Origin of the sequence: Streptomyces arenae (assembly GCF_022343545.1) — a bacterium.
In the GTDB taxonomy this organism is placed as follows: Bacteria; Actinomycetota; Actinomycetes; order Streptomycetales; family Streptomycetaceae; genus Streptomyces; species Streptomyces humi.
Genome location: NZ_JAKQYH010000068.1, coordinates 66876 through 84648, shown reverse-complemented (window position 1 = coordinate 84648; position 17773 = coordinate 66876). Strand labels below are relative to the sequence as shown.

Genomic DNA, 17773 nt, shown 5'->3' with positions numbered 1-17773 from the left:
CGGGAGCAACGCGCTCAGCCGATGGCGTACGCGCGGTAGACCGTTTCCACCGAGGTGTTCCCGGCGGAGTCCGTCACCTCGGAGCGCAGGGCCACGGCGCCGGATGCCGGGTTGGGGACGGAGGCCTGCCAGGTCGATCCGGAGTGCCTGACGGTCGCCGCCTTCCAGGTCTTGCCGCCGTCAGGGGACGACCAGACGCGGACGGACTTGGCGGTCACCTTGGTGAGCTTCGTGTCGGGGCCCTGGGAGCCGCGCCCGGCGCTGACGTCGACCGTCGTGGTGCTGTTCGGCGCGGCCTGGTTGTGGCTGTTGAGCCCGGTCGGCAGGAAGCGGGTGAGGAAGACGGGCGCGACCATCGCCCTGTCCGGGTCGGCCACCTTGAAGTGCCAGTCGAGGGTGGTCCGCGGCGACAGCATGCCGGCGGGGAACGTGATGCCCGGGCGGTAACGGTGGGCGTCGACGGTCAGGCGGTACCAGCCGGCCGAGCGGATGCCGGCGGTGAACTCGGCGTCCCCGGAACCCCAGTCGGTCAGGGTCTTCTTCTTGACGGTGGTGCTTCCCTTGGTCAGGACCACCGTCTCCTTCGTCGGGTCGGCCCAGACGCCGCCGACGTCGGGGTCGCCGATCAGGGCGTCCGGGAGGAAGGTGACGGACTTCTGCCCGAGCAGGGGCAGGTAGTGCAGGGGACTCCACGCGGCCCGTCCGAAGGACTGGGTGAAGCTCTGCCCCGCCGTCAACGTCCGCACCTTGGGGAAACCGCCGCCGACGTCGTCGCCGTTGTCCGCGATGACGTCGTCGCGCGGCTGCCAGGTGCCGGGAGTCACATGGACGGTGGCGCTGTACGGTGCGCTGTCGTCGCGGACCGCCGCCGTCAGGTCGGTCGTGCAGTCGTCGGCCTTCGGCACCGCCTGGAGCGCGGTGTCGTTCTGCTGGGCCAGCTGCGTACCGGCGCGCACGGAGAAACGCATCGTCGCCAGCTTCGACCGCTTGAACGACCCGCCGGGCGCGGTGGGGATGCCCGTGGTGTTCTTCACGGCGACGTAGCTGTCGTCGCCCGACCACTGCGCCAGGTACCCGAACTGCAGCAGCTTGGAGGAGTTCGGGATGGCGTAGAGAGCGCCCTCGTTGTTCCAGCCGCCCGCGCTGAACGCGGAGGGCATGGTGCCGACGGTGGCGGCGCACACCTGCGCGTTGATCCGCGGCGGGTCCGTCACGTCCGCGGGCGTGTCCAGCGACACCTTGACCAGCTTGCCCTTACGCGCGTCCAGCGTCACCGACTTGCTGCCCGACACCTGTACGACCTGAGCGCCGATGGTGTCGGTGCCGAGACCGTCCGTGCCGTGCTCCCAGATGTCGGTCATCGCGAGGTACCGCCCCGACGGCAGGCTGATCCGCTTGCCGGACTTGACGCTGTACGTCTGACCGGACGGCACGGCGACGACGGTGACCGTCGTCGAGACCTTCCCGCCGTGCCGCCCCAGCGTGGTGACCGTCAGCGAGCCCGACGCCGCCTGCGCGGAGGCGGCCGACGCGACCAGCGGTACCAGCGCGGCCACCCCGGCGAAAGCAAGCGATCTTCGCAGCACCATCGACAACTCCCCCTTGAAACCCCCAAGTTCGCCAATCATAGGTACGCCACGCACACGGTGGTTCAAGCCAGGAGATACACCTGATCAAGGTGTGACAAAGAAAGATCACGCCGCCGCGAACGCCGACGGGTCAGTGCTGGGTGCCGGCCGACCAGAGGGTGGTGCCCTGGTAGACCACGCTGACGTCACCGTCGGCACCGAGGTACAGACAGGCGCCGTCGTGCCCGGAGGTGACCGAGCTCCAGACACCCCAGGTGTCCTTGTCGTAGACGACGAGGTTGCCGTCGGCCTGCATGATGGCGCGGTATCCGGTGCCGGAGGTGCCCGAGGACCAGCGCCGGTGGTGGTCCTCGTCGAAGATGACGAGGTTGCCGTCGGTCTGCATCGTCATGGTCGTCCGGTTGGTCCGCCAGGACTCGCCCGGCATCAACTCCTGGTCGTGCCGCACGGTCAACGTCGTCCATTCGGGCGAGGCCGATGCCGTCCCGCCCGGGTCCGGGGCCGTCGCCTCACCCGCGGGGATCGTCTTCTCCGTCTTCTTCTGCGTCGTCTTCTGCGTCGCCCCGGCGCCGCGTCCCGCCGAGGGGTTCGGTGACCGCGGCGCGGCGGTCCGTGCGGCTGACGGCGAGGAAGCCGCCGCGGTGGACGCTCGACGCCGGGGCGGTGATGCCGGGGCCGAGGCGGTCGCGTACGGCCGGGCGATCGCTGTGCTGCCGGCCCCCGTGCCGGGCTTCGTGCCGACGGCGGAGTCCGCTACGAAGGACGCGCGTGTGGCCAGCCCCGCGGTCACGAGGACCGCGGCCCCGGCGAGTACGGCTCCCACTCGCCGGGCGCCGGTGCCCCTGCCGGTCGTGGCGGTTCGGGACAGGCGGCCGCGGACGGTCGCGGCACCGGCGGATTCGAGTGCGTCCGCGAACTCGGCGGCATCGGCCCAGCGCCCCTCCCGCTCGGGTTCGAGGGCACGCCGCGTCACGCGCCGGACCGCCGCCGGCACCTGGGGGCGCGGCGGGCCGGGCCAGTCGAGCCGTTCCGTCGAGCTCGGCAGGCTCCCGGTCAGCAACTCGTAGGTGAGCACGCCCAGTCCGTAGACGTCGGCGCGCTCGTCGACATCGACCAGCCGGTCCTCCGGGACCTGTTCCGGAGCCATGTAGCCGGGTGATCCCACGCCCTGCGTCAGGCCCGAGGCGTGCGCCAGGCTCTTGGCCAAGCCGAGATCGGCCACCAGCAGCCGCTCACGGCCGCCCGGCACCGTCTGGAGCAGCATGTTGGACGGCTTGATGTCACGGTGCACGATGCCGACCGCGTGCAGGTCGGCCACGCCCCGAGCGGCCTGCACCGCGAACCGCAGCGCCCGGTCGACGGTCAGGGGTCCCTGGGCCACCCGGTCGGCCAGCGTGCCGCCGTCGGCGTAGGTCATGACGAAGTACGGCCGTCCGTCCGGCAGTTCACCGAGGTCGTACACCTGCACCACGCGGTCCGACGCGGCCTGGCGCAGCAGCCGGGCCTCGTCGAGGAAACGCTCCCGTAGGTCCGGCCGGTGAACCCACTTCTCCGCCATGACCTTCACCGCGACCGGGGCGTCGAGCAGGTCGTCATGGGTGAGCCAGACCATGCCGAACCCTCCGCAGCCCAGAAGGCGTTGCAGGCGGTGACGTCCGACGGTGACGAGTGTTGACATGAGGGCGGAACTCCAGCGCAGTTGCCGTTCGACGATCGACCGGACCGGGAGACGGCACGCCGGGGTCTACGACCGCAGATGCCTGCGTGTCAGTGTCGACGCGTGACGCGGCCACGCACAACGTGCGCCGGACCAGCACGATCTCGATTTTTTGGGCACCGGCACAACGGCCCTCCCGTCGTCCGGCCCGCAAAGCCGCGGAACGGCCGTGCGTCAGTCCGGACCCGGGCCTAGCATGCGGCGCGAGAGCTCGGCGAACTGGAGCAGTTCCGGCATGGTCCGGTGCTTGGAGTAGGCCAGGGCGACCATGCGCGGTGCCACGCCCTCCAGCGTCAGGTAGACCACGTCGTCACGGCGGTAGAAGCCGGCCATCCCGGCCGGCATGACGTGACACCCGGAGCCGAGGGCGACGGTCTGGAGGCATTCCTCGATCGTCGCCGGGAACCGTCCCGCGTCCCCCGGCGGTGCCACCGGGTCCAGCGGGAGACGTCCACGCCATTCCGGTACGTCCCGCGGATCCTGCAGCAAGGTCATGTCCCGCAGGTCCTCGACGTGCACCGCTTTGAGTTCCGCGAGCGGATGCTCACTGGACAGCGCCACCACACGGGGCTCCGGGAAGAGCGGGACCACCTCGAACATGCCCTCGGGCAGGGGCAGTCGGACGTAACAGACGTCGACCCGCCCGTCGAGCAGGAAGTCGACCTGGTCGGTGATCGAGGTGTGGACGACCTCGATGTCCAGTTGCGGCGCCATCCGGGCGAACTCCCGCACGATGGGCGTGACGATGACACCCGGCATGAAGCCGATGGTGAACTGGTTCACCTCCCGGTTCGCCGTCCGCACCCGCTGCTGCACCGCCTGCGCCATCGCCAGCATGGGCCGGGCGTCCTCCAGTAACTGGTGTCCCGCCCGCGTGAGTACGGTGCCCTGCCGGTCACGCAGGAACAGGACCACGCCCAGATCCTCCTCCAGCGCACGGATCTGACGGCTGAGCGCCGGCTGCGTCATGTAGAGGCGGCTCGCCGCCCGCACGAAGCTGCACTCCTCGGCCACGGCCACGAAGTAGCGCACCCGGCGTATGTCGAGATCCATGCGGCTCATCGTAGCCGCGCCCATCACGGCATATGCCGAAGCGGCTTCAGAATCGAACAGATAGGCATTGGCGCGGTCCCCCTCGACCGGTCCACCATGGGACGGACCGAAGACGGGATCACAACGTCCCCTGCTGTCACAGCAGTTGAGTCGCCCGCCCGGCCTGCGAGGCGGCCGGCCACCGTCGTGGGCAGGGGGCACGCACGCCGTCGGCCGGGAGCGGCCGCGAGGCGTCGGGACCCCGCGCGCGTCGAACGCGGACACGGTCACACGACCGTCCACTCGTACGAGCAAGCCACTCGTACGAGCACGCGCGCATCGGCCATCCGCCCCACGTCCGGCCCGCGAGGCCGATGTGCCCCACGAGAGGAGTCACCATGGGACTGCGCCGGCACGGGGACAGGGCCACGCCGTCCACCGGACACACCCCGGGCGCCACGGCGTACGACGGGACGGCACGGCGGTCGGTCCGCTCCCCGGTTCGTGTCTGTCCGTCATGACCGGCAGATCCGAGCGCGCTGCCGCCGCGACCGCGGCCCTGCGCGCCGCCCTCGAACGCATCGACCCCGACGCCGTCGTGCAGCGCATGGAACCCGCGCTTCGCCGTACGCCCGAACACGGGTGCCCTGCACGCGACTTCGGGTCCTCCGCTCTCCGTGTCCCGCTGCGCCGGCACGTCGACCTGCTCCTGCACTGGATCGTGAGGGGCACACCGCCGGATTCGTACGTCCTGTCCGAGATGTACGAGCAGGCGCGGGAGTGCGCCGCCGCCGGACAGCCGTTGGACGGCGGCCTGCTCCTCCATCTCCGGGCCGCGAGCGTCTTCTGGGACGCCGTGCTCGGCCTGGTCACCGAGGAGGACCGCGGACACCTGGCGGGCTGGACCGACCAGGTACGGCGGTACCTCGACAGCCACCTCGACCTGGTCACCCGGGTGTTCACGCGGGCGTACGCGGACCAGGCCGACCTGCCGTCCGCACAGGGCGAGCGCCGAGCGCGCACTCTCTTCGACCGCATCCGCGCCGACCTGCCCGTCACGGTGGAGGACCAGGAGCGTGCCGCTCGGCTCGGCTTCGACCTGACACCCCCGTACATGCCCTTCGTCGTGCTGCTCGACGGGTCCGTCCCTGCCGAGCGCGCCGATCTGGCGGCCCGCCTGCGTACCGCCGGAGCCCTGGCCTTCGTCGAGGACGTCCAGGTCTCCGGAGTCACCGGGTCCGCGTTCGACTGGTCCGGGTTCATGGCCGGCCGACGCCTGCTGCTGGCCCAGGGCCCGGCGACCGGGCGGACCGGCCTTCGGACCGCCGTCGACACCCTGCGTCTGCTGGTCGTTGTCGCATCGCGGTCCCGGCGGCACGGGCAGGTCCGGACCGAGGAGTTCCTGCCCGAGTTGCTTCTCGCTCGCTCGCCCGAACTCGCCGACGCGGCGGCCCGCCGGGTCTTCGGCCCACTGGCGGACGGGGGCCACGACGAACTCACGGCGACTCTCACCTGCCTGGCCGAGAAGCAGTTCGACAGCGCCTCCACCTCGGCCGCCCTGCACCTGCACCGCAACACCCTGCTGTACCGGGTCAAGCAGATCGAGAAACTCATCGGCCTCGACCTGCAAAGACACGGCGACCGCACGCTGGTGTGGCTGGCGGTCAGGTGGGCGCGGGTCTCCTCCCGACCGGCCGGATCGCGATCCGCGCTGAACCACTCGCTGTCGACCGCGCCCGACGGCACCGGCCGAACAGGCACCTACTCAGAAAGCGAGCAGCGATGAGAACCCGTCCGACGGAAGCCCCGGCAGGGCTGGTGCCGACACGGCGCCGGGTTCCCACGGCCTCGGTGCCGGTGGCCGTGGACGCCGCGGACCCGGTGACCCACGCCGGGCTGGCGGCCGGGCTGAGCCGTGGACCGGGAGTGGCGCTCACGACGGTGAGCGAGGCGGACGTCGTGGTGGCCGCGATCCGGACCGCGGACAACTCCACGTTGGAGGCCCTGCGCGGTCTGCCCATGCCGCCTCCGGCCCGGATCGTGCTCGTGGTCAGCGACGGCTGGTACGCCGACCTGACGGTGGCGGCCCACAGCGGGATCCGGGCCGTGCTCTGGCAGGCCGAGGCGCGGCCGCAGTCCCTGATCCGTGCCGTGCTGGCGGTCGCCGCCGGTGAAGCGCTGCTGCCGTCCGCCGTACAGGGCGAACTGCTCGACCAGGCGGACCGCCTCCACCGCAACGTGCTGCTGCCGAAGGGCCTGACGCCGTCCGGCCTGAACACACGGGAGATCGACGTGCTCAGGCTGGTCGCGCAGGGGCTGGACCTCGCCGAGATAGCCGACACGATGTGCTACTCCGAACGCAACATCAAGAAGATCCTCTACGGAGTCATCAACCGCCTCGGACTGCGCAACCGCGTCCACGCCGTCTCGTACGCCATCCGCAACAAGCTCATATGAGCCGGCCCAGCGGGCCGCCGCTCTGCCTCATGAGGCGAGGGCGGTGGCGCTTTCCGGCTGTTCGGACGGGTCGTCCTGACCGCGGAACGACAGCAGGCGTGAGGGAAGGAGCCAGAGGCAGGCGAGGGTTCCGCCGATCGCGCCGGCCCACAGCGCCACGGGGATGCCCGCTGTCGCGGCGATGAGGGCGCCGGTGACCGAGCCCAGCGGGCGGAGGCCGAAACTCACGGTCTGGTACGCGCCCCGGGTCGCCGAGCGGAGGTGAGGAGGCACCACCAGCGCGAACACCGAGCCGACGGAGATGTCCTGGACGGATTCGCCGACGCCGCCCAGCAGGGTCGAGGCCAGGACCAGGGCGAGGACGAGGCTTCCGGTGGCGCCGACGGCGGGGATCACGAGGAGCGGAGCGTGCGACAGCACGCAGCCGGCCAGGAGCATCCGCCCCAGGCCGATGCGCCGGGCGAGCCGGGAGGCCAGGGCCGCGCCGGCGAGTCCGCCGACGGCCTGCACGGTGAACACGAAGCCGATCTGGGCACTGGTAAGGGACAGTTGGTGGACGTAGTACCAGACGAGCACCGACAAGAAGAGCATGTTGAAGAAGTTGCCGGTGGCGGTGACCGCGAGAGCCGTCCTGATCAGCGGATTCCGTCGGATGAAGGCCAGGCCCGGGCGACGGTCGCGGCTCTCCGGGGGGCCGGGTTCCCGGCGGTGCTCCAGCGGGCGCAGGCGGAGGAGGAACAGGGCGGCCGTGACGGCGGTGGCCGCGTCCACGCCGATCGCCGCGGGTACACCGGCGAGTTGGACCAGGAGGCCACCGATGGCAGGTCCGGCCAGGATCGCGGCGGTCCGGCCCGTGTAGGAGGCCGCCTGCCCGGCCACGTAGAGCTCGGGCGGCAGGGTGGTGGCGAACAGACCGCTCTCGCTGACGTTCGACAGCACCGAGCACAGGCCGATGACGGCCAGGACGACGGCCAGCTGGATGAGAGAGAGCAGACCGAAGGCCGTTGCGACCGGCACGCTGCTCAGCGCCGCGACTCGCAGGAGATTGGCGCCGGCCAGGAGTCCCCGGTGGTGTCCCGTCCGGTCGGCGAAGGAACCGGCCGGTATGGCCAGGAACAGGCTCGGGAGCCAGATCACGGCCGACAGGACGGCACTGTGGACGGCGTCGGCGCCAAGGATCTCGATCGCGGCCAGCGGCAGGGCCACCGAGGAGATGGCATCGCCCAGGGCGGCCAGCGTGGTGGCGGACCAGAGCTTTCTGAACGCGGCACGGCGCAGCGGCGCCGGCACCGAAGGACGGGAGGCCCGCAAGGTGATGGATCCTGTTTCTCGCGATGGCGGACATTGCGCGGAATATACGGCCGCTCCGGACCCGAACAAGTACCGGAGCGGCCGATGAATTCACCAGGAGTGCTGCTTCTTCATTTTCCACCTCCACTGCTCGTGGACTCCCGCCCATAAGGGAGTCGCTGGGAAAATTATCGAGGAAGTCGCCCCATATCGCTAATGCCGATATTGTCGCCGCCCATACCGGATCGGCATTGACGGACTTCCTGGACTGAATTCAGAGGAACAGGTAGAGCGTGAGCAGAGTGACGCCCGTGGCCCCGACGTAGACCTCGAAGGCGCCGCGGAGGGCCGCCGGTGCGTCGCGCAGCTCCATGAAGTGCAGCCCGACCAGGCGTACCTTGACCAGCGCGATCGCCAGGACCGCGCAACCGACCAGGGTCGACGTGCTGCCTTCGATGCCCAGCAGCCAGCTCGACAGCGTGGCCAGGACGAGTACCGGAAAGACCCACATGCGTCACGCCACCAGGTAGAAGAGCGGAAAGAGGACGAGCCAGAGCAGGTCCACCATGTGCCAGTACGCGGCCGCTCCCTCGGCGGCCAGCAATTGGCCCCGGCTCAACGCCGGCCGACGGGACAGGACGATGAGGAACGTCAGCGCGCCCATTCCGATCGCCAGGTGGGCCAGGTGGATGCCGGTGAACACGAAGTAGTACATGAAGAAGTCATTGCTGCCCGGTGTGTGTCCGCCGTGGATCACGAGCGCGTATTCGGAACTCTTGACGGCGGCGAACCCGAACGCGCACAGAAGCGCCCACGGCAGGGTCCGTGCGGGCCCGCCGGCTCGCAGCTGCCGCAGCCCGCGAGCCACCAGCGCTGAAGCGATCAGCAGGAGCAGTGTGTTCAGGAGTCCCAGGTCCGGATGAAGGGCCTGCTGGGAAGCCCGGAACATCCTCGGATACCGGCCGTGCAGTACCGCGATGAAGCCGAAGAACACCGAGAACATGATCATGTCGCCGAGGAGGAAGACCCAGAGGCCCGCCTCGCCAGGAATGTGGCGGTGGCGCTGGGGCGCCGGGTGCGCGGTCCGGGCCACGGTGGCGGTCATACCGCGGGTTCCAGGACGGCCGGGACCCGGTCGTCGTCCACCCGCTTCGCGGCCCGCACCATCAGGGACGTCATGACGAGGAACCAGGCGCCGAAGGCGCCGGCCGCGACCCAGAACGAGAGGATGCCGTTCCAGGCGAAGGGGCCGGTCTTGAAGAAGGTCAACAGGATGCTGGGCAGGAAGAGGAAGGCCATCCAGAAGTTCAGGTACGCGGCCCAGCGCGGCAGGAGCGGCGTGCTGCGCCTGTCGGCCAGGATCGCCACTCCGACCGCGGTGGCCTGCCCGATCGCCGGGAAGGCGTTCATGACCAGGGTGATCCAGGCGGTGTCGTTGAGCGCCATCGTGATGTCGGGCGAGCGGTCCGGCCGGTAGGCCGTCGCGGTGAAGATCAGGACCGGTACGAAGATCGCGGCCACGTTCGCGGCACCACAGACGAGTTGTATGCCGGCCAGCGGCTCCAGCCGCGGGTCGATCCGCCGGATCAGGCTCGACAGCGCCGCGACGAAGGGTGCCGTCGTCACGGCGCCGACGAGCATGACCACGAGGCCGGCCCGGATCGAGTCGGCGTGGTCCGTGTAGAAGGCCGCCACCCGCTCCGCCGACCAGCTCGGCGCCATCGGCGGTATCCAGTGGGCGATCAGCAGGGCGGCGAAGAACAGCGCGATGAACAGGTAACCGAAGCTCGCGCAGGCGATCAGGATTCGGCGGGACATGGTGGAATCTCCTGGTTCCGGAAGGGGCGGGTACGGAGCGGGCTTCGCCGCGCGGACCTGAGGACGTGAGGGTGGGACCGCCGTCCCGCTGGCGTCAGGCCGGTGCGCTCAGGTACGGGAACACGGCGCGCAGCGTCCCGGTGGCGTGGCCGGCGTCCAGGCCCATGGGGACGGGGGCGTTCAGCACGATCTCGAACATCGCCTCGGGAGCGGACTCGGTGAGCCCTCTGCCGTTGCGCGCCTTCGCGCCGAAGTCGGCTTCGGTCCCGACCTGGTAGCGCAGAACGTCCGGGAAGATGACGTCCCGCGTCGCGGCGCCGTAGCCCAGCGGGTCGGCGTGCGTGTCGTTGGCGGCCACGAGACCCGCGACCTTCCGGCGCACGAGGTCTCCGTAGTTGGCCAGGTCATCGCGTGGATCAGTGGCGTTGTAGTCGTCGAAGCCGGCCTCGGTGACGTCGAACAGCGTGCTGACGAGCGGTGTCGCGCACCGGTTGATCTGCAGCCAGCCGCCGTGGTGGTCGTCCAGGGCGGTGGTAGCCCAGACGCCGATCGTCCCCGGTCCGATGAGGTCGTCCGGTACTTCGAGGACGACGGCGGTGACGTTGGTGCCGGCGAACAGGTTCGAGGCCCGCTGCGGGTCGAACGCGGAGAGGTCCACCGCCGTGCCGTCCCGGAGCGCGGTCAGGACCGCCGTGACGACGGTGCCGTCGAGGTAGAACGGGTCCCCGGCCCGGCCGACGAAGACGTTGACGCCGTCCGGCGTGGTGACGATCTCCTGCGTCCTGCCGGTTGCCACGAGGGTTCCCGAGGCGTCGCGGTCGGCGGCCTCGGCACCGGTGAGCCGGTCGAGCACCCAGCCCTGCCGGCCGTCCGCTTCGGTGGCGAGGAACCTGAACCGGAACGTCAGGTCCTGCACCGCGTCGTCGTCGGTGTCGATGTGGAACTCGTACAGCGCCTCGGGGTGGAAGCCCTTGTCGGCCGACACCGGGTTGGTGTTCATGACGAAGACCGTGCCGGTCCGGCCCTTGAACAGGTAGACATCGCTGATGTCCAGGCGGGGGTCCTGTTTCGCGGCAGCTGAATCCTGGTGGTGGGACATCGATCGGCCTTCCGTGAGAGCAGAGCGGGACAGGGCACGGCAAAGCCCTGCCGGCTCGGCGGATGTGGTGTGCACAGCACATGAGGGGTGCGGTTCCGCGACCCGGGGAAGCCGCCGCGGTACCGGCCGTCTCCATCGGCCCGGCGCCGCTCGTGGCGGGGTGTTCGTTCAGCACTCCGGCGCGACGATCGCCGCACTCAGGTGCGGGTCACGTCGAACATCCTGACCCGGGGCGGTCGTTCGTCGCCAATGCCTATCCGGTGGGCCCGCATGCCGCTTCGGCATCAGCCCACTTGTCTGCTCTGGACGCGGCCGGGAGGTCAGCGAATCCGGGACGGCTCACACGGGACCGCGCCGCGTCGCACGCGTGCCGTCCCTACGGGGCGAGCTGCGGGGCAGCCTGCACGTGAGTGCGTAGATCACCGCACCGACGAGGGTTTCGTCCACCAGGCGCCACAAGAACTTCACGGTTACCGCTCCTTCGGGTTCAGGGGCCGTCGTGCATCGCGTCGGATGGTGTCGGCAGCCCGTTCGGCGACGGCCAGGACAGTCGCGTTGACTCCTGTGTTGGGGATGGACGGCATCACCGACGCGTCCGCGACACGCAGACCGTCGATGCCGTGCACTCTCAGGTCCGGGTCGACGACAGCGAGGTCGTCCATGCCGATGCGGCACGTGCCGACGGGGTTGTGGAAGCTCGCTGCGTTCCCGCGGAGATAGGTGACGAGGTCGTCTGCCTTTCCCGGAGCGGTCTCCCGAGCACCCCACTGGCCCCAGGCGGGCATGCGGCCGACTTCTCGCGCCATGCCGAGGGCCGCGAGCATGGCGGACACGTCGGCGCTGTCGGCGAGGTAGTTCGGATCGATCAACGGCAGCCGGCCCGGGTTCGAGCTCCTGAGGCGCACCGTTCCCCGGCTCGCGGGCGCCGTGTGGGCGAAGGCGACCGTGTGTCCGCACTCGGGCGTCCCGGCGTCCGCGATGTCCGCGGGAGCGTCGAGCAGCATCAGCTGAACGTCCGGCACGGCTGTCGCGCCGGTGTGCACCAGGGCACCGACCGTACTGAAACCATGGCTGGTGGTCAGTTGCCGCCCTGCCTCGAAGACCACCGGGCACTGCAGGTGATCGTGCAGGTTGGCGCCGACTCCGGGGAGATCGGCCAGCACCGGAATCCCGACGTCACGCAGGTGTGCCGCGGGACCTATACCAGAGAGCAGCAACAGCTGGGCGGAGCCCACCGTCCCGGCCGCCACTATCACCTCGCCGCGCGCCTTGGCACGTTCCACTGTGCCGAAGGACGTGTAATCCACGCCGGTGCAGCGTCCGTGCTCGATCACCAGGCGGCTGACGTCCGCCTCCGTGGCCAGGTGCAGATTGGGCCGGTCGAGCACCGGGACGAGATAGGCGTCCGCGGCGCTCTGCCTACGGCCACCCGCCCCCGCCAGGTCGCACCAGAAGGCGCCGTGCTGCCGTTCACCGTTGATGTCGTCGGTGAGATCGTGACCGGCCTCGGTGAGCGCGTCGAGGAAGGTGAACGACCCGTCGTCGAGCTGGGTCGTCGGCGCCGCCCACACCGGCCCGATGACGCCGCGCAGGGCGGCGTTGCGGCCCATCGCCGTCTCCGTCCGGCGAAAGTACGGCAGCAGCTCGGCGTGGCTCCAGCCCTTCGCACCGTCGTCCGCCCACCCGTCGTACACGGCACGGTGCCCGCGGACGTGCATCATCGCGTTGATCGAACTCGACCCTCCGAGAACCCTTCCGCTGGGCCAGTGGTGCCTGCGCGACAGCGTCCCTCGCTGCGGTGTCGTCCAGCGTGACCAGAGGATCTCCTTGGCCGGGGTGAGCGGGAACCCGACCGGAAGGTGCATGGCCGGCGGCCCGAGCGCCGAGCCGGTCTCCACGAGCAGCACCTCCGCCGCCGCGTCCTCGGACAGACGCGCCGCCAGAACGCAGCCGGCCGTTCCGCCACCGACGACCACATAGTCATAGGCAGTCATTTCTGTCCCGCCTACAGGTGCCTGGAAGCGCGGCCCGGCAGCGTGAGCCCCGGGTGGGTGCTCGTCCCCGGCACGAATAAGCCGCGACGCCACATCGTCAAAACCTCTTCTGTTCAGCTCAATTTCCTTCTGCCAATGAGCTTTGCGGGCCACGGCCCGTCGCGCCAATGCCGATCACCCGAATCGTCATGCCGATCGGACATGGCGACAGGACAGGGCGGTTCCGCTCACCCACGCGCGTGCTTTTATGCCGAACCGAGCGCCGCAATCACGATCTTGGCGAACTGGTCGATGGACGGCATCTTCCGGTTCTTGGCGTACGCCAGCGCCACCATGCGCGGAGCGACCCCTGTGAGCTGTACGTAACGGATGTCGGGGCGACGGTAGAAATCGGCGAGGCCGGCCGGGACGACGATGAACCCGGTGCCGGACGCGACGGCTTCCAGGCTCTCCTCGATCGAGGTGGGCCGTTCGGCTTCCGGACGGTTGCGCGCCGCTGCCGCGTCGAAGTCGGTGCCGCGCCACTCCGGTACGTCAGCGGAGTCCTGGAGCAAGCGGTACGGCGTCAGCTCCGTGATGTGGACTGTCCGCGCCTGTGCCAGCGGATGTTCGTCGGAGAGAGCCGCGACCCGCGGCTCGGGGAACAGAGGGACGACCTCGAAGGTGTCGACCGGCAACGGCAGCCGGACGAAGCAGACATCGACGCGTCCGTCCAGCAGATAGTCGACCTGGTCGGTGGGTGCCGTGTGCAGCACCTGCACATTGACCTCCGGCGCCAGCGCCCGGAACTGTCTGACGATTGGCGTGACTATGACACCCGGCATGAAACCGATGGTGAAATGGTGCCCCTCCCGGCTGGCGAGCCGGACTCGCCGCTGCAGGGCCAGCGATGCCGCGAGCAACGGCCTTGCGTCCTCCAGCAGTTGACCGCCGGCCCGAGTGAGCGCCGTACCCAGCGGGCCGCGCTGAAGCAGCGAAGCTCCGAGATCGTCTTCAAGGGCACGGATCTGTCGGCTCAGTGCGGGCTGCGTCATCTTCAGTCGTTCGGCACCACGCACAAAACTGAGCTCTTCGGCAACCGTCACGAAATAGCGGAGACGCCGGAGGTCGATATCCATGACGCCATGTTAACCACGCCGCTTTTCCTGTCGAACTGCGATCCGAAATAGCACCTTGGGCTTTGATGATGCCCAATCGGCATGGCTTCTGCGCGAATCGGCATTGGCGTCACCAGGCATCCATGACCATGATTGACTGGCACAAAGCAGCCCGCCATCGGCGGATGGCTGCCCTGCCCTGCACGCAGCCCCGCCCGGCCGAAGGGCTCTCCTTCCGCTCCTGCCACCGGCGAACCGCGGCGAGGAGCCGAAAATCGGCACCGCCGTGAAATAATTCCACTCCGCCTCGGCGCGGCAATCGACAAATCCCCCGGTTCTTTATAGCCGGCCGCCTCATTTCGCGGCGTGGAGCCGAGGTGTTCCGGGGCGGAGCGGTCAGGCTCGGGTCACCTGAGCCCGGTGGTCCGCCGCAGCGCCGCCTGGAGCAGGCGGTCCACCAGTTCCCCGTACCCGATGCCACTGGCCTGCCACATCTGCGGGTACATCGAGACGGGGGTGAAGCCGGGCATGGTGTTGATCTCGTTGATCACGAATTGCCCCTCCGCGGTGAGGAAGAAGTCCGCACGGACCAGCCCCTCGCAGGAAGCCGCGTCGAACGCCTTGAGGGCAAGTCGGCGCACCTCGCTGGTCTGGCTGTCGGTCAGCGCCGCGGGGACCACTCCGGGGGTGGATTCGAGGTACTTCGCCGTGAAGTCGTAGTACGCGCCCGTGCCGGGCGCCGGGATCTCGGCCGGCACGCTGGCCCGCGGTCCCTCGGGGAACTCCAGCACGCCGCACTCGATCTCGCGGCCCTGCACGAGGGCCTCCACGATGATCTTCGCGTCATGCCGGTGCGCCTCCGCGATCGCGTCCTCCAGCCCGGGCGGCCCCTCGACCCTGGTGATACCGATCGACGAGCCGGCGCGTGCCGGTTTCACGAACAGCGGCCAGCCGTACCCGTCGGCGAAGCGGTGGATCCTCGCCCGGGCACCGGCCGCGTCGGACTGCCACTCGCGGGGCCTGATCACCAGGTACGGCCCGACCGACAGGCCGAACGAGCTGAACACCCTCTTCATGTACTCCTTGTCCTGACCGACCGCCGAGGCGAGGATGCCCGCTCCGACGTAGGGGATGCCGGACAGCTCCAGCAGGCCCTGCACCGTGCCGTCCTCGCCGTACGGTCCGTGCAGGACGGGAAAGACCACGTCCACCTCGCCGAGGACCTTGGGCTCCGTACCGCGTTCGCCGCGCACGGCGGTCCGGTCGGTCGGGTCCACGGATACGGTGACGGTGCCCCGGCCCGTATCCGTGAGCTGCTCGACCGTAGGCTGCCGCCGGTCGGCCATCGCCATGCGTCCGGGATCGTCCGCCGTCAGGACCCAGCGGCCGTCCTGGGTGATGCCGACCGGCAGGACGTCGTACTTCGTCCGGTCGATGGCTCGCAGCACGGCTCCCGCGGTCACGACGGAGATGCCGTGCTCCGAGCTCCGGCCACCGAAGAGAAGCAGCACCAGCGGCCTGCGGCGCGATCCCGGAGGGGAGGTGGGCTGTTCGGTCATGGTCTCTGCTTCCTTCGCTGTGCGGTCAGCCGGTCAGCGAGGACCGGGAGACGGGGAAGTCGAAGTAGGTGTCCGGGTAGGGCTCGGCGGCGAAGGTGAAGTGCCACCATTCCTCGGCGAGATTCACGAATCCGAGGGACTCCAGCTCGTTCTTGAGCAGCAGTCTGTTGCTGTGCTGGACTCCCACGATGCGCGGGTCGAGCGTGTGCGCGAGCGTGTCGAAGCAGTCGTATCCGGTGCCCATGTCGATCGAGTTGTCCGGGAACCTCTGCGCCGCCGGCCCATAGCAGGGCTCAAGCTTTTCCCCCGGAACGTAGGGGCGCGTCGGGTGGGCCGGCAGCTTCACGAGCGTGAGGTCGATCGTGCTGCCCCGGCTGTGCCCCGACTTCGCCGCGATGTACCCGTCGGCGAAGAGGTCGGCCTTGTCCACCTGCGGGTAGAACTCGTCCTTCATCTTCACGTCGGTCAGGTCCTCGGCCCAGTCGACGAACTGGTCCACCGCACGCTGCGGCCGGTAGCAGTCGTACACCTTCAGCGTGTAGCCCTGCGCCAGGAAGTGGCGCTCGGCCTTCGCCAGGGCCTGTGCCGTCGGGGCGGTGACGATGCACAGCGGTTCGTCATAGCCGTTTATCGGCGTGCCGATGAAGTTGTGGGGCGTGGCGTAGCGGATTTCCTGCAGAATCGCGGGGGCCACGTCGTGGAGCGCCACGAAATCGGCGGGTGCCGTGTTTTCCGTGTCGGCGGCCTGCGCGGTGACGGACGTGCTCGTCACCGTGACAAGAGTGGCCGCCACAAATGCCAGCAGCGCGGGGACACGCTTGCGTACGTTGTTGATCTTCACTATGCCGTACCTCTACTTGACATAGGGGCGGAGAATTTCCCCCGACCCGCGAACGGCGCCAGTGAGAGCGCCATGACGAAAATACCGAAGAACAAGGTGCAGTGCAGGAGACCGTATTCGCCGACGAGCAGACCAGTGACGAGCACCGGAACGCACATCGACGTATAAGTGATGGTGTAGATGGCGGCCATCAGGCCCGCCCGTTCCGTCGGGAGGACGTTCGCCGTCACCAGACGGACGCCGCCCTGGAACGCGGGGCCGAATCCCGCACCGGCCACCGCGGTCCCCACGTACAGGGCCGTGGCGGAGTCGCGGTGCGCGGCCAGCAGCGTGACGGCCACTCCCGTCGTCAGAAGCAGGGAACCGCCCAGGGCCGTTCGGCCCGCGTCGGCATGCCGGGTCAACAGCACCGCGGGTACGGCGCTGACGGTCAGCAGGGACACGATCAGGCCATCGGCGGTCGACGACGCCGATCCCGTGACGCCCTGGACCAGATCGGGCCCGAGGGACAGGTAGAAACCGCCCAGTGCCCAGACGGCCACGAACACGGGGGCGGTGACGAGGAGGGCCCGGCGACTGGACCGGGGAGCGCGGATCCGTGGCCGCAGGGAAAGCCAGGCTCCGGGCCTCGGCGACCTCGACTCCGGAAGGAAGGCCAGACCCAGCGTCTGCGCCGCCAGCGCGCCGAACAACAGCGTGTACACACTCCCGAGGTGATTTGGTATCAGGTCCATGAGCAGGCTGGTGCCGATCGTCCCCAGCGCCATGCCGATGAGCGGAGCGATGCTGACGAACAGGGGCCCCCACCGCCTGGTCACGTCGAGCAGGGCAGCACCCAGTGCACTCGTCGCGGCACCTGTGGCCAGCCCCTGGAGCGTCCGGGCGAGGATCAGCGAGGTCACGCCGCCGGCCTGCAGGAAAAGCAGCATGGACAGTGCTTCGAGGGCGAGCGCGGCGCCGATGACCGGCCGCCGGCCGACATGGTCGGAGAGCGCGCCGACGGTCAGGAGCGCGACCAGGACGCTCAGGCAGTACACGCCGTAGACCACGGTGACCGTGCCGGAGGAAAGGTGCCAACTCTCCCGGTAGACGCGGTAGAGCGGAGTGGGCGCACTGGAGGCGACGAGGAACGTGGTGAGGACGACGGACAAGAAGACAGCCGACCTCCGGCGGATGACCGCGTGGTCGGCCCACCCGCTGGGCGGTCTGGCCCGTGCCTCGGACTTGGCATGAAGCTCTTCGAGCATCCTTGTTCGGCTCTCTGTACGGGAGGGGCGGAG

Annotated in this window: 15 protein-coding genes; 2 read left to right on the top strand and 13 right to left on the bottom strand. The window is 69.5% G+C overall.

Translation table 11 applies throughout. The features are described 5' to 3' along the window. Positions 1-14 precede the first annotated feature (14 nt). The 3 genes from MB828_RS31380 to MB828_RS31370 form a co-directional block, all read right to left on the bottom strand. On the bottom strand, positions 15-1589 hold the full coding sequence (locus MB828_RS31380) for a hypothetical protein (RefSeq protein WP_301651123.1): 1575 nt from the start codon (positions 1587-1589) through the stop codon (positions 15-17). 130 nt (positions 1590-1719) lie between these two features. After that, the gene (locus tag MB828_RS31375) at positions 1720-3267 is read right to left on the bottom strand and encodes a protein kinase domain-containing protein (protein ID WP_301651122.1); all 1548 of its coding nucleotides are present in this window, start codon (positions 3265-3267) and stop codon (positions 1720-1722) included. Positions 3268-3480: 213 nt separating this feature from the next. Next, the gene (locus tag MB828_RS31370; RefSeq protein ID WP_301651121.1) at positions 3481-4359 is read right to left on the bottom strand and encodes a LysR family transcriptional regulator; all 879 of its coding nucleotides are present in this window, start codon (positions 4357-4359) and stop codon (positions 3481-3483) included. 496 nt (positions 4360-4855) lie between these two features. Here MB828_RS31370 and MB828_RS31365 point away from each other — a divergent pair, with 496 nt between their 5' ends. Further along, on the top strand, positions 4856-6124 hold the full coding sequence (locus tag MB828_RS31365) for a PucR family transcriptional regulator (protein WP_301651120.1): 1269 nt from the start codon (positions 4856-4858) through the stop codon (positions 6122-6124). Continuing rightward, on the top strand, positions 6121-6795 hold the full coding sequence (locus tag MB828_RS31360) for a response regulator transcription factor (RefSeq protein ID WP_301651119.1): 675 nt from the start codon (positions 6121-6123) through the stop codon (positions 6793-6795). Before MB828_RS31365 ends, MB828_RS31360 begins: the two co-directional genes overlap by 4 nt. Positions 6796-6822: 27 nt before the next feature. Here MB828_RS31360 and MB828_RS31355 read toward each other — a convergent pair whose 3' ends face one another. The 10 genes from MB828_RS31355 to MB828_RS31310 all read right to left on the bottom strand — a co-directional run bounded on the left by MB828_RS31355 (position 6823) and on the right by MB828_RS31310 (position 17644). Further along, entirely contained in the window at positions 6823-8106 is a 1284-nt protein-coding gene (locus tag MB828_RS31355; protein ID WP_301651118.1) for an MFS transporter, read from the bottom strand. Between the two features lie 253 nt (positions 8107-8359). Further along, positions 8360-8596 (bottom strand): cytochrome C oxidase subunit IV family protein, encoded by a 237-nt coding sequence (locus tag MB828_RS31350; RefSeq protein WP_301651117.1) that lies wholly within the window; start codon positions 8594-8596, stop codon positions 8360-8362. 3 nt (positions 8597-8599) lie between these two features. Continuing rightward, the gene (locus tag MB828_RS31345) at positions 8600-9190 is read right to left on the bottom strand and encodes a cytochrome c oxidase subunit 3 (protein ID WP_301651116.1); all 591 of its coding nucleotides are present in this window, start codon (positions 9188-9190) and stop codon (positions 8600-8602) included. Continuing rightward, positions 9187-9903 carry a hypothetical protein gene (locus MB828_RS31340; protein ID WP_301651115.1) on the bottom strand — a complete coding sequence of 239 codons (717 nt, stop codon included), beginning with the start codon at positions 9901-9903 and terminating at the stop codon, positions 9187-9189. The genes MB828_RS31345 and MB828_RS31340 overlap by 4 nt, the downstream gene beginning before the upstream one ends. 94 nt (positions 9904-9997) lie before the next feature. After that, positions 9998-11002, bottom strand: coding sequence for a DUF4331 family protein (locus MB828_RS31335; protein ID WP_301651114.1), 1005 nt, complete (start codon positions 11000-11002; stop codon positions 9998-10000). 470 nt (positions 11003-11472) lie between these two features. Continuing rightward, a complete protein-coding gene (locus tag MB828_RS31330) occupies positions 11473-12996 on the bottom strand; it encodes a GMC family oxidoreductase (protein WP_301651113.1) in 1524 nt (507 codons plus the stop codon). Positions 12997-13241: 245 nt separating this feature from the next. Next, complete coding sequence (locus MB828_RS31325; RefSeq protein WP_301651112.1) at positions 13242-14114, bottom strand: LysR family transcriptional regulator; 873 nt, start codon at positions 14112-14114, stop codon at positions 13242-13244. A 386-nt stretch (positions 14115-14500) separates the two neighbouring features. After that, positions 14501-15652: a D-alanine--D-alanine ligase family protein gene (locus tag MB828_RS31320; protein ID WP_301651111.1), complete on the bottom strand. Its 1152-nt coding sequence runs from the start codon at positions 15650-15652 to the stop codon at positions 14501-14503. 25 nt (positions 15653-15677) lie between these two features. After that, entirely contained in the window at positions 15678-16487 is an 810-nt protein-coding gene (locus MB828_RS31315) for a M15 family metallopeptidase (protein WP_430381453.1), read from the bottom strand. Between the two features lie 5 nt (positions 16488-16492). Beyond that, complete coding sequence (locus MB828_RS31310; protein WP_301651109.1) at positions 16493-17644, bottom strand: MFS transporter; 1152 nt, start codon at positions 17642-17644, stop codon at positions 16493-16495. Positions 17645-17773 lie beyond the last annotated feature (129 nt).